Origin of the sequence: Mycobacterium sp. E2462, from assembly GCF_001672685.1 — a bacterium.
Classification (GTDB): Bacteria; Actinomycetota; Actinomycetes; order Mycobacteriales; family Mycobacteriaceae; genus Mycobacterium.
In genome coordinates, this window is sequence record NZ_LZKC01000483.1 from 1 (window position 1) to 12048 (window position 12048).

Annotated in this window: 13 protein-coding genes and 1 pseudogene; 4 read left to right on the forward strand and 10 right to left on the reverse strand. The window is 70.2% G+C overall.

Annotated features, from left to right (window positions below; translation table 11 throughout):
- Positions 1 to 1209, reverse strand: a 1209-nt coding sequence (locus A5714_RS24770; RefSeq protein ID WP_156747492.1) for an MFS transporter, incomplete at its 3' end; no start/stop codon positions are given.
- 139 nt (positions 1210 to 1348) lie between these two features.
- Here A5714_RS24770 and A5714_RS24775 point away from each other — a divergent pair.
- Together A5714_RS24775 and A5714_RS24780 are read left to right on the forward strand one after the other, a co-directional pair.
- A complete protein-coding gene (locus A5714_RS24775; RefSeq protein WP_068289910.1) occupies positions 1349 to 2098 on the forward strand; it encodes a hypothetical protein in 750 nt (249 codons plus the stop codon).
- A 4-nt stretch (positions 2099 to 2102) separates the two neighbouring features.
- Positions 2103 to 2771: a response regulator transcription factor gene (locus tag A5714_RS24780; protein ID WP_068289913.1), complete on the forward strand. Its 669-nt coding sequence runs from the start codon at positions 2103 to 2105 to the stop codon at positions 2769 to 2771.
- Here the strand turns inward: A5714_RS24780 and A5714_RS24785 are convergent.
- Positions 2753 to 4123 carry an ATP-binding protein gene (locus A5714_RS24785; RefSeq protein ID WP_068289915.1) on the reverse strand — a complete coding sequence of 457 codons (1371 nt, stop codon included), beginning with the start codon at positions 4121 to 4123 and terminating at the stop codon, positions 2753 to 2755. The two genes, A5714_RS24780 and A5714_RS24785, sit on opposite strands and share 19 nt — an antisense overlap.
- A gap of 126 nt (positions 4124 to 4249) precedes the next feature.
- On the opposite strand from A5714_RS24785, the gene A5714_RS24790 reads away from it, so the two are divergent.
- Entirely contained in the window at positions 4250 to 4486 is a 237-nt protein-coding gene (locus A5714_RS24790) for a hypothetical protein (protein WP_156747493.1), read from the forward strand.
- Between the two features lie 9 nt (positions 4487 to 4495).
- Here A5714_RS24790 and A5714_RS24795 read toward each other — a convergent pair whose 3' ends face one another.
- From A5714_RS24795 to A5714_RS24820, 6 genes are all read right to left on the reverse strand, one after another.
- Entirely contained in the window at positions 4496 to 7327 is a 2832-nt protein-coding gene (locus tag A5714_RS24795; RefSeq protein WP_068289921.1) for an aminotransferase class I/II-fold pyridoxal phosphate-dependent enzyme, read from the reverse strand.
- A 40-nt stretch (positions 7328 to 7367) separates the two neighbouring features.
- A complete protein-coding gene (locus A5714_RS24800) occupies positions 7368 to 7772 on the reverse strand; it encodes an antitermination protein NusB (RefSeq protein ID WP_068064738.1) in 405 nt (134 codons plus the stop codon).
- Positions 7769 to 8251 (reverse strand): transcription antitermination factor NusB, encoded by a 483-nt coding sequence (nusB, locus tag A5714_RS24805; RefSeq protein ID WP_068289917.1) that lies wholly within the window; start codon positions 8249 to 8251, stop codon positions 7769 to 7771. The genes A5714_RS24800 and nusB overlap by 4 nt, the downstream gene beginning before the upstream one ends.
- The gene (gene efp / locus A5714_RS24810) at positions 8248 to 8811 is read right to left on the reverse strand and encodes an elongation factor P (protein WP_068289919.1); all 564 of its coding nucleotides are present in this window, start codon (positions 8809 to 8811) and stop codon (positions 8248 to 8250) included. The genes nusB and efp overlap by 4 nt, the downstream gene beginning before the upstream one ends.
- 78 nt (positions 8812 to 8889) lie before the next feature.
- On the reverse strand, positions 8890 to 9114 hold the full coding sequence (locus A5714_RS24815) for a hypothetical protein (protein WP_068064729.1): 225 nt from the start codon (positions 9112 to 9114) through the stop codon (positions 8890 to 8892).
- A 52-nt stretch (positions 9115 to 9166) separates the two neighbouring features.
- Positions 9167 to 10285 carry a Xaa-Pro peptidase family protein gene (locus A5714_RS24820; RefSeq protein ID WP_068064726.1) on the reverse strand — a complete coding sequence of 373 codons (1119 nt, stop codon included), beginning with the start codon at positions 10283 to 10285 and terminating at the stop codon, positions 9167 to 9169.
- Positions 10286 to 10318: 33 nt separating this feature from the next.
- On the opposite strand from A5714_RS24820, the gene A5714_RS24825 reads away from it, so the two are divergent.
- The gene (locus A5714_RS24825; protein WP_197513921.1) at positions 10319 to 11116 is read left to right on the forward strand and encodes a B-4DMT family transporter; all 798 of its coding nucleotides are present in this window, start codon (positions 10319 to 10321) and stop codon (positions 11114 to 11116) included.
- Positions 11117 to 11122: 6 nt separating this feature from the next.
- On the opposite strand, the gene aroQ is transcribed toward A5714_RS24825, so the two are convergent.
- Both aroQ and A5714_RS24835 read right to left on the reverse strand, forming a co-directional pair.
- Positions 11123 to 11563 carry a type II 3-dehydroquinate dehydratase gene (gene aroQ, locus A5714_RS24830; RefSeq protein WP_068064724.1) on the reverse strand — a complete coding sequence of 147 codons (441 nt, stop codon included), beginning with the start codon at positions 11561 to 11563 and terminating at the stop codon, positions 11123 to 11125.
- Positions 11563 to 12048, reverse strand: a pseudogene (locus tag A5714_RS24835) (3-dehydroquinate synthase); the annotation flags it as partial. The gene aroQ and the pseudogene A5714_RS24835, both read right to left, overlap by 1 nt.

Consider the following 12048-nt stretch of genomic DNA (forward strand, 5'->3'; position numbering starts at 1 on the left):
GTGATCGCCGTCCTCGACAATGGGCTGGAAGCCACCGCGATCACCGAACACGCCGGCCCGTTCTGGAGTGGGCGCGCACAGCGCCCATGCCGCCGGATACCCGGCCGCCATGATCGTCGCGCCGACCACCGGCGGCCCCGCCGCGGCGGTGAGCCGCTGGCCGGTGTTCTGCAGGCCCAGCGCGCGCCCACTCCAGAACGGGCCGGCGTGTTCGGTGATCGCGGTGGCTTCCAGCCCATTGTCGAGGACGGCGATCACCGATAGGGCGACCATGAGCGGCACGTCGAGAATCCCGCCGTCGGTAAGGGCGAGCAGCAGCAACGTCGCGGCGGCCGCCACGGCGATCGCGCGGACCGGTCGCAGACGCGAGCCGACGCGATCGGACCAGCGCCCGACGAGGATGCGACCCACGGCACCCAGCAGTTGGGTAATCGTCACCAGCGCACCGGCGGACGCCGCCGACCAACCGTGGTGATGCATCAGCCACACGAGCATGAACGTGGCGGTGACCGTCTGGGGCACCATCAGCAGCGCGGCCACCGCGTGAATCCGGCACAGCATCGACGACCCCCGGTACGGGCTGGCGAGTTCGCGTTCGCCGGCCTCGTGGCGCGGCTTGCGTGGTGGGTCCACGATCCCGAGCGCGCCGGCCACCGCGGCCACGGCGCACAGCACCGCCAGGAACATCAATCCGGCCCGCGGTCCGCGCTCGGACAGCTCCGGTAACATGAACGCTCCCAGCGCGATTCCCAATGGTTGGGCCGTTTGGCGAATTCCCATCGCCAGTCCGCGCCGCTCCGGCGGGAACCACGCCGACACGAGCCGGCCGCCGGCGCTGTTGCAACTGGCGGCGGCCATTCCGCCGAGAAACAGATAGACCCCGATCAGCACCAGCGAGTGCGACGAGGCGGCGCCGTACGCCGCGGCAGCGGTGAGCGCCGAGCCGACCGTCAGGACGAACCGCTCACCGACCCGGTCCAGCACGTAACCCCAGCCGACCAGCGTGACCACCATGCCCCAGCTGGGCATCGACGACAGCAAGCTGGCCGCCGTCAGCGAAATGCCGCGGCGGGCCTCGAATGCCGGGATCAGAAAGGCGACGCCGCCGATGAACAGGAACGAGCTGGCCGTGATGCCCAGCGACACGATCATGATGGACCAGCGCGCGCCGGCGCCGAGTTGGCCTGCCGGACCGGTACTTTCGGACATGTCTTTGATGGTGGCACGACTTGGTGCCGCGTCGGCGAAAGACGTTGATTACTAATGCTTTTCCTAAGTTCCTATCAGACAGGCCACAGTTCGCCTTGATCTCAGCGATTTCTCAGCGGCAGTGTTGTAAGCAGGAACGGTGCTGACCAAGGTCCCGGCCGTCACTCTGGGGTTCTGGGTGATCAAGATCTTGGCGACCACGTTGGGCGAAACGGGCGGCGATACCGTCACGATGACGCTCGGCTGGGGATATCAGGCCGGAGTGGCCGTGTTCGGTGCGGCGTTAGTGGCCTTGGTAGCGGCTCAAGTGTCCGCCAAAGCCTTTCGCGCGCCGCTGTATTGGGCGACGATCGTGGCCTCGACGACGTTCGGCACGGCCCTGGCCGATTTCGCCGACCGGTCGCTCGGAATCGGTTACACGGGTGGCTCGTTGGTGCTGTTGGGCTGCTTGCTGGCCAGCCTGGCGGTGTGGCGCTGGTCGCAGGGCTCGGTGTCGGTTGACACGGTCTCGACACCGAGGGTCGAGGCCTTCTACTGGATCACCATCACCTTTTCGCAGACGCTGGGCACCGCGCTGGGCGACTGGCTCGCCGACACGCGCGGATTCGGTTACGAGCGGGGCGCTTTGGTGTTCACGGCGGCGCTGGCGGTGGTCGTCGGCTTGTATCTGTGGACCGGGGTGTCGCGCGTCGCGCTGTTCTGGGTGGCCTTCATCCTGACCAGACCGCTCGGGGCCACCGTCGGCGACTTCATCGACAAGCCGGTTTCGGACGGTGGGCTGGCGTGGAGCCGCCCGCTGGCCTCCCTGGTGCTCGCGGCCGTCATCGCCGCCCTCATCGTCGCCCTGCCGCAACGGCCGGGAGGCCATCCCGGCCACGAAGTAGCGTGACGGCATGAGGGTGCTGCTCGTCGAGGACGAGACCCGCCTGGCGACGACGTTGGCCAGGGGGTTGAAGGCCGAGGGCCTCGTTGTCGTGACCGTCGGCACCGGCCCCGAGGGGCTCCGCGAGGCCGTCGAGAACAGGTTCGACGTCGTGATCCTCGACATCATGCTGCCCGGCGCCAGCGGCTACGAGGTGCTGCGCCAGCTGCGCGCCCGTAACGTGTGGACGCCCGTGCTGATGCTGACGGCCAAGGACGGCGAGTACGACGAGACCGACGCGTTCGATCTGGGCGCCGACGACTACCTGACCAAGCCCTTTTCCTTCCGGGTGCTGGTGGCGCGCCTGCGCGCCCTGGTGCGCCGGGGCGCGCCCGAGCGGCCGGTGGTGTTGACCGCGGGCACCCTGTCACTGGATCCCGCCCGCCACGCAGTGCGGCGCGATTCGACGCCGATCACCCTGACCCCCCGGGAGTATCAGCTGCTCGAATTCCTGATGCGCCACAAGGACACGGTGGTCACGAAAGCCGATATCCTGCGCAACGTCTGGGACGCGAATCACCAGGGCCCCGACAACGTGGTCGAGGTGTACGTCGGATACCTGCGCCGCAAGATCGACGTGCCCTTCGGCACGGACACCATCGAGACGATTCGCGGAGTCGGCTACCGGCTGAGGGTGTGAGGCAGGACCACCTCCAGCACCGTTCCCCCACCCGGCCGGTCGTGGACGGTGACGGTGCCTGCGTGCGCGGCGGCGATCTCGGCGACGATGGCCAGGCCGAGGCCGGCTCCCCCGCCGCTGCGGGCCCGATCCGAATCCAGCCGGACGAAGCGTTCGAAGATGCGGTGCCGATCCGACGCGGCGATGCCCGGCCCGTCGTCGGCGACGGTGATGACGGCCGTCCCGTCGCGCACCCCGGCGCCGATGCTGACACACGAATGTGCGTGGCGGACCGCGTTGTCCACGAGGTTGCGGATCATCCTGGCCAAGGCGGCCGCGTCACCGGTGATGCGCACCGGGTGGATATCGGTGTGCACGGCGCAGCCGGCCTGCCGGCGGGCCCGGACCGCTTCGGCCTCGGCCAGGTCGTCGAGGGCCACGTCGCGCTTGCACCGGACCAGGCCCCGTTCGTCGGCGCGCGCCAGCAGCAACAGGTCCTCGATCAACATCCGCATGCGGTGCGCCTCCGGAAGTAACGTGTTGACCGCCAGATCTGCGTCCAGCAACTCCGGGTGGGCCTCAGCGACTTCGAGTCCGGAGATGATGGTGGACAACGGGCTTCGCAATTCGTGCGAGGCGTCGCCCAGGAACCGCCGCTGAGCGGCGTGGCCGGCCTCGATGCGCGAGAGCATCTCGTTCATCGTGACCGCCAGCGCCGCGATTTCGTCGGAAGTGTCCGGCACCGGCACCCGTTCGGCGAGATCAGACGTCGAGATCTCGGCCACCCTGGCACGGATCGCGTCCACCGATTGCAGCGACCGGCGCACCAGCCAGAAGGCCGCCGTCGCGGCCACCGTCACGATAACCGGTGCGCCACAAGCCAAGAGCAGCGCGACCGTGCGCGCGGTCGCCTCGACCGCCTCGCTGCCGCCACCGACCAGGATCGTGTAGGCGCCCTGGGCGGTCGGCACCCGTTGTCCGCTGACCCTCATGTCATCGTTGCGCACCGCGTCGTCCGGCAAACCGCGGCGCAGGGCGTCGCCGAAGGCGCTGACCGGAACCAGTGGGACGGGGGGCGCCGAACCCGCCCGCTTGACCACCGTGCCGTCGGGCGCGATCACCTGGATCGCGACGACGCGTTGGTCGGTGATAAACACCGCGCTGTCGATGTCCTCGATCGACCCCGAGGTCAGCGCCTGGGCGATGTCGCGAACCCGCTCGGCGGTGGCGTCATCGACGCCGGCCAGCAGCGACCGGTAGAGGACCGCCACGAACACCGCGCCGGCCAGGGCGAAGGCCGCCAGCACGACCGCCGCCGACACCGCGGCGGAGCGCGCGGGAATGCCCAGCCGCGGGCGACGCAACGACCACATCCGCACATTGTGCGCGACGAGACGACAGCGTAGAGCGACTCTCAGCGCCTTCTCAGCGCCGTCGACCTACGCTGACACCGTCATGTGTGAAACCCTGCGCCACACGGTCTCTGGCGAGGTCCGGCGGTGACCGCCGGGCGAGCGCCGCGCAAGCCGGCCCGCCCCCCGCTCGGCAGAGCCATGGCGGTGCTCATGGCCTGTGTCGCGGTGGGCGGGGCGGGGCTGACCGCACCCGCCGGGGCCGCCCCGTCGAGCGCGTTCAGCCCCCTGACCTGCGATTGCCACGAGGCGGCTCCGCCCGGCAGCGTGGCGCGCCACGACGAGATCGCGCGCGGCCTGCGCAGCGGACTCGGGCGGGCCTAGGCCAAACCCTCAGCCGCCCTCGGCCGCCGAGACGGTGCGGTCACCGTTCATCCCCGACGCGTCCGCCGGCAACTCGAACGGCGCGTAGGCCGAGCCCACCGCGGCCAGCGCCGCGTTGCGCTGCGCCTCCATGCGGCTCAACGCGGCCTCGGTGAACACCGACAGCCCCAGATCCGGGTTGTAGCCGTGGATCTCCTTGACGTCGAGCTGGGCCAGGAAGTAGACGATCTCCTTGGACACCACCTGCCCGGGCACCAGCACCGGGAAACCGGGCGGATAAGGCACCACGAACGTGGTCGACACCAGGGTTTTGCCCTCGGCCAGCCGCCGGCCGGCCTGCCCGATCAGCACGTGCTCGCGGTCGGATTCCTCGTAGCCGGCGTAGAAGGCCGACCGCATGTCGCCGAAGTTGCACTCGTCGACGGGCCGGAACGCGTCGTCGAATTCGCTGAAGTCCGGCAGGTGCGGCAGGTCCTCGGTGATCTCCTCGACGCGGCGCCGCTGCAGGGCGCGGTCCTCCTTGCCGCTGATGGCGTCGCTGCGGTCGAAGTCGGTGGCGATGCGGCGCAACACGTCCAGCAGGTAGTGCACGCTCGACCAGGTCACCCCGATCGTGAAGATCAGCAGCACGCTGTTGATCGATGTCTTGTTGATCTGGATGCCGAACCGGTCCATCAGGATCTTCTCGCGGAAGTCGTAGCCGTTCATCCCGGTCTTGCCGACGAACAGGGTCACGCGGGTGGCATCGAGCACGAACTGGTCGGAGCGCCAGGCCTCGTTCCACTCGGCCAACGCGCCCTGCCGCACCTCGCGATACGAGCTGACGCAGGACGCCCGGAACTCGTCGGGCACCAGGTCGGACTCGTCGAGGATGCGAAACCACTTGCTGATCAACCGGTCTCGTCGCACCCGGTGCCGGAAGACCAGCGCCATGTTGTAGGTGTTGCGGACCAGCTCGAAGCCCTCGATGTCGACCTGCCGGCGGGCCAGGTCCAGCGATGCCAGCAGTTGCTGGTTCGGTGAGGTCGACGTGTGCGTGAGGAACGCCTCCCCGAACGCGTCGCGGGTGAGCGCCCGGAAATCCTGGTCGCGCACGTGGATCATGGACGCCTGCCGCAGCGCCGACAGCGACTTGTGCGTGGAGTGGGTGGCGTACACCCGCACCCGCGCGCGGGCCGGGTCGGGCAGCAGCCGGCACTCCACCCACTGCGAGGGGTCCACGCCCTCCATCGACGCGGCCCACTGCTGGTATTCCTCGGCGTATTCCGGGGACGCCAGCATCTGCTCCAGCCCCTCGGCGGACACCATCGCGGTGCGCTGGCGCGCCCACGGCACCGCGGTCGCGAACGCGTACCACGCTTCGTCCCACAGGAAGCAGATGTCGGGCTTGATCGCCAACACCTCCTCCATCACCCGCCGCGGGTTGTAGACCACGCCGTCGAAGGTGCAGTTGGTGAGCAGCAGCATGCGCACCCGGTCCAGCTGCCCGGCGGCCTTGAGGTCCAGCAGCGTCTTCTTGATGGTCTGCAGGGACACCGCCCCGTAGATCGCGTACTGCGGCAGCGGGTAGGCGTCCAGGTACAGCGGGTAGGCGCCGGCCAGCACCAGCCCGTAGTGGTGCGACTTGTGGCAGTTGCGGTCGATCAGCACGATGTCGCCGGGGCGGGTCAGCGCCTGCACGACGATCTTGTTGGCGGTCGAGGTGCCGTTGGTGACGAAGTAGGTGCGCCGGGCGTTCCAGGTGATGGCCGCCTTGTCCATCGCCTTCTTGATGTTGCCGTGCGGATCCAGCAGCGAGTCCAGGCCTCCGGAGGTGGTGGACGTCTCGGCCATGAAGATGTTGCGGCCGTAGAACTCGCCCATGTCGTGCAGCGACTTGGAGTTGAAGATGCTGGCGCCCCGCGCGACCGGAAGCGCGTGGAACTGGCCCACCGGGGCCGCGGCGTAGGCGCGCAGTGCGTCGAAAAACGGTGTGGCGTAACGGTTTCGAAGGCCCGCGAGGACGGTGCTGTTGAGGTCGGTGACGTCGTTGAGCCGGTAGAACGTGCGGTCGTAGACGTCGGGTTCGTCCTCGGTCTCCGCGGCGATCGACTCGTCGGTCAGCAGGTAGCGGTCGATGTGCGGCCGCAGCTCCCGGATCCACTCGGCGGCCTCGATCCAGTCCTGCGCCTCGCTGGACAACACGTCGTCCTCGGCGGTGCCCAGCAGCGTGTTCATCAGGGGCACCCGGTCACGGGACCGCAAGGGGACGTCGTCGCGGATGATGGCGGCCTGGATCTCTCCGTTGAGCGCCACCGCGGTGATCGCGTCCTCGATGCTCGGCACCACCAGCAGCTCGTACTGCACGTCGTCGGACTGGTCGCGCAGCGCCCGCAGGCACTCGGCGAGGCTGTCGGGCGAGGTCGTCGGGGCGTCGTCGGCGAGCACCACGGTGTAGAACTGCTGATGCTTGGCCCGGGCCACCAGTTCCTGGTCGGCCAGCGGCGCCGAGGTGTCGAACAGGCCCGCGCGGTCGCCGTACTCGGACAGCAGGCGCACCGCCAGGGAAACCTCCTCGCTGAGCCGCACCGTGGACAGGCTGTCCAGGTGGGCGCGAAACGTCTCCAAGTTGCGGGCGCCGGGGTACAGCCAGTAGCGCTCGTAGGCGCCGATGCGGTCCATCAACCGCTTCACCCGCCCGAGGTCGTGCGTCTTGTCCAGGCCGGCGAGGTCGACGTCACGCAGGTGGCGGCACGCGTCGTCGAGCAGGTTCCACGTGTCGACGCGGGTGTACGAGGGGTTGGCGACCGCAGCGAGCGCGGATACCCGCAGTCGCCGGGGCCGGGCAGTGTCTCGGGTCATCTCGTCACCTTCTCCGGATCCGGCGGGGCGGTCCGTGCCGTCATTGTGGCGCGCCGCCGGGGCGGCCGGGATCGTTTCGCTCAGCAATAACCCGGTTCGCCCGGGCACCGCCCAGCCACCGCGGCACCGGCAGCTCCCACCGGCGCGCGGGCAGCTCGGTGACGTCGCTCAGCGAGCGCACCACGCCCTGGGTGAGCCCCATGATGGCCGCCATCACCGGCAGGAGCGGCTGCAGCGGCTTGGCCGCCGAGCGGACCGTGCTGATGCGGCGGGCCAGGACCACCCGCTCGACGCAGTGGTAGAGGTAGGCGCCCACCCCGAGCGCGTAGATGGCCAGCGCCGCGGCCACGACGGCCAGCCCGTAGGCGGCGCACACCACGGCGCCGAGCACCACCGCGGCGGCCAGGCAGGCCGCCAGCAGGGCGCGCAGCTCCAACCGGCTCATGACGGGGGATCGTCACCGCGGACCGCCGCGGCGGCGGCGCGGATCTGCGGCGTCACCAACATCACGTGGCCCAGCACGCCGTTGACGAAGCCCGGCGACTCGTCGGTGGACAGCTCCTTGGCCAGCTGGACCGCCTCGTCGACGGCGACCGGCTCCGGCACGTCGTCGGCGTGCAACAGCTCCCACACCGCGACGCGCAGGATCGCCCGGTCCACGGCGGGCAGCCGGTCCAGCGTCCAGCCCTGCAGGTGCGAACTGATCAGCTCGTCGATGTGGGCGGCGTGCTCGCCGACGCCGCGGGCGACGACGGCCGTGTAGGGCTGCAGCGCCGACACGTCGGGGTTGGTCTCGGCCAGGGCGCTGCGGACGTCGACGACCTCGGCCGGGCTCAGCCCGCGGGCCTCCGCCTCGAACAGCAGGTCAACCGCGCGCTTGCGGGCTTGATGCCGCCCCTTCACATGCCGCGCGGGCCGGCTCACGCGTTGACACGTCCCAGGTAGCTGCCGTCGCGGGAGTCGACCTTCAGCTTGTCTCCGGTGTTGATGAACAGCGGCACCTGGATCTCGGCGCCCGTCTCCAGCGTGGCGGGCTTGGTGCCCGCGCTGGACCGGTCGCCCTGCAGGCCCGGCTCGGTGTGGGTGACCTCGATCTCGACCGACACCGGCAGCTCCATGTAGAGCGGCGCGCCGTTGTGGAACGCCACCTGCACCGGCAGGCCCTCCAGCAGGAACCGCGCCGCGTCGCCCACCAGCGATTCCGGCAGGGGGTGCTGCTCGTAGTCCTGGCTGTCCATGAACACGAAGTCCGAGCCGTCGCGGTACAGGTAGGTGGTGTCGCGGCGGTCGACCGTGGCGGTCTCCACCTTCACCCCGGCGTTGTAAGTCTTGTCGACGACCTTGCCGGACAGCACGTTCTTCAGCTTGGTCCGCACGAACGCCGGCCCCTTACCGGGCTTGACGTGCTGGAACTCGACGATCTGCCAGAGTTGGCCGTCGATGTTCAGGACCAGTCCGTTCTTGAAATCGGCAGTGCTTGCCACGGTTCGGTGTCTCTCCTCGCACGTTGGACAGGCCGCGCCTGTCGAATGGAACTTGTCGGCCAGTTTAAAGCGCGGCCGTCAGGCGTGGTCGCGCTTGCCGCGGGCCTCGGCTTGCTCGGCGGGCAGGGGCGCCGGCTTGATCATGGTGAGCACCGGCAGGTTGAGCGTCTTGCCGCCGCCGAAGGGCACGTGGATCGCGACGTAGACGATCTCGACTTCCAGCCGCACCTCGCGCAGCGGCTGCGCGTACATGTCCCAGCGGAAATCCCGCAGGCGCGCCAAGCCGCGTCCCACCCCAGTCACGCCCCCCGACTCTACCCCGGTCGGTTAGCCGCGCTCCGCGCACCGGCGCCCGCTAGGCCAGAACGGCCAGCTCCTTGGGGAACTTGGTCAGCAACTCCGGGGTTTGCCCGTCCGCCTCGGCGCCGGCGGCGGGCACCACCAGGGTGTCCTCGATGCGCACACCGCCGCGTCCGGGCAGGTAGACGCCCGGCTCGACGGTCACCACCGAGTCACCCAGCAGCGTCCCGGTGGCGGTGGCGCCGATGCCGGGGGCCTCGTGGATCTGCAGGCCGACCCCATGTCCCAGCCCGTGGCTGAACTGCTCGCCGTAGCCCGCGTCGACGATCACCTGGCGGGCCGCGCCGTCGACGTCGCGCAGCCCGGCGCCGGCGGTGAGCGCCTCGCGCCCGGCCCGCTGCGCCTCGGCGACCAACGCGTAAATCTCCAGCTGCCAGTCCGCGGCCTGGCCGAGGACGAACGTGCGGGTCATGTCCGAGTGATAGCCGCCGACCAGCGCGCCGAAGTCGATCTTGACGAAGTCGCCATGCGCCAGCACGGCGTCGGAGGGCCGATGATGCGGGATCGCCGAGTTCGGGCCGGCGGCCACGATGGTTTCGAACGAGATCGCGTCGGCGCCGTGGTCGAGCATCAGCGACTCCAGCTCCCGGCTGACCTCGCGTTCGGTGCGGCCCGGCCGCAGCCCGCCGCCAGCCACCAGGTCGGACAGCGCCGCGTCGGCCGCCTCGCAGGCCAGCCGCAGCAACGCGACCTCGCCGGCGTCCTTGACCTCGCGCAGCGCCTCGACGGTGCCGGCGGCGCGGACCAGCTCGGTGGCGGCCGTGCGCTCACCGAGCGCGGCGGTGAGCGCGTCGTAGCCGTCGACGGTCACGACGTTGCTCTCGAAGCCCAACGTGGCGACCCCGCCATCGGCGGCCCGGCCCACCAGGTGGCGCCCCAGCGCCCGCTCGATGTCGATCCGCAATCCCTCGGCCTGCTCGGCGGCCTGGGTGCGGTAGCGGCCGTCGGTGGCCAACACGTCGCCGCGGTCGTCGGCGAACACCAGCAACGCGCCGTTGGAGCCGGTGAATCCCGACAGGTAGCGGACGTTGACCAGGTCCGTGACCAGCAACGCGTCCAGGCCGGCGGCCCCAAGGTGCGCTTTGAGCTTGTCTCGACGCTGTGAATGTGTCACGGGTCTTGACGGTACTCGCTACGCTTTGGGCCCATGAGTAACTGGATGCTGCGCGGACTGGTGTACGCGGCGGCGATGGTCGTGATCCGATTGTTCCAAGGCGCGCTCATCAACGCGTGGCAGACGCAGGCCCTGCTGTTCAGCGCGACGCTGCTGCTGGTGTTCATCATCGGCGTGGCGGTGTGGGGCGTCCTGGACGGCCGGGCGGACGCCAAGGCCAACCCGGACCCGGACCGCCGCGGTGACCTGGCGATGACCTGGCTGCTGGCCGGCCTGGCGGCGGGCTTCCTCAGCGGCCTGGTGTGCTGGCTGATCGCGATCGTCTACTCCGGGCTCTACACCGGCGGCCTGCTCAACGAGGTGACGACGTTCGCGGCGTTCACCGCCCTGTGCGTGTTCCTGCCCGGCATCATCGGCGTGACCGTCGGCCGGTGGCGGGTGGACCGCAATCCCCCGCCGCGCCGTCAGGGCGGCGGGGACGACGACCGGGCCGACACCGACGTGTTCTCCGCGGTCCGCGCCGACGACGCCCCCACGGGCGAGATCCCGACGCAGGGCACCCAGGCCCATGCCCAGGAGCGGACGTCGGCGGTGGCCACCGCGGAGCGCGAGCCCGGCCGCGAGGCCGAGCGCGAGTCACCCACGGAGTCGCTGCCGACCGGCGCGTGGGGCGCCCCCACGGAGTCGTTCGCCACCGCCGGCGACGACCCGAAGACCGAGGTGATCCACACCCAGGGGCTCGAGCAGCCGGGCAGCGAGAAGGTCGCCGAGAAAAGGGACGCCGAGCACAAGGGCGCGGAGCACACGGACTCGGAAAAGAAGGACTCCTAAAAAGGGTTAGGCGCCCTCGGGCGCGGCCAGGTACCGCAAAGCGAGCAGGTAGCCCTGGATGCCCAGCCCGACGATCACCCCGGTCGCCACCGGGCTCAGGTAGGAATGCCGCCGAAACTCTTCGCGCGCATGCACGTTGGAGATGTGCACCTCGATCAGCGGCGCGCTCAACTCCGCGCAGGCGTCGCGCAGCGCCACCGAGGTGTGGGTGAGCCCGCCGGCGTTGAGGATCACCGGTTCCCGCGCGTCGGCGGCCGCGTGGATCCACTCCAGCAGCTGAGCCTCGCTGTCGCTTTGCCGCACCACGGCTTTCAGGCCGAGCGCGGCGGCCTCGGTCTCGATGAGCTCCGCGAGTTGCTCGTGGGTGGTGTCGCCGTAGACGTGCGGCTCGCGCCGGCCCAGCCGGCCCAGGTTGGGGCCGTTGAGCACGTTGACGGTGCCGGCCATCAGCCGCTGAGCCCCGAGTAGGCGGTCACCAGCAGGCCCGGGTCGGGCCCCTCGAGCCGGCCGGGTTTGGCCAGCCCGTCGAGGACCACGAATCGCAGCACACCCGCCCGCGACTTCTTGTCCCCCGCCATGTATTCCAGCAGCTGCGGCAGCGCGTCGGCGTCGTAGCTGACCGGCAGGCCCAGCGACGACAGGATGGTGCGGTGCCGCAGCGCGGTGGCGTCGTCGAGCCGGCCGGCGAGCCGGCCCAGCTCCGCGGCGAACACCAGCCCCACCGACACGGCGGCGCCGTGCCGCCACTGGTAGCGCTCGCGGCGCTCGATCGCGTGCCCCAACGTGTGGCCGTAGTTGAGGATTTCCCGCAGCTCCGATTCCTTCTCGTCCGCGGCGACCACCTCAGCCTTGACGGCGATCGCGCGCCGGATCAGCTCCGGCAGCACGTCACCGGCCGGGTCCACCGCGGCCTGCGGGTCGGCTTCGATGAG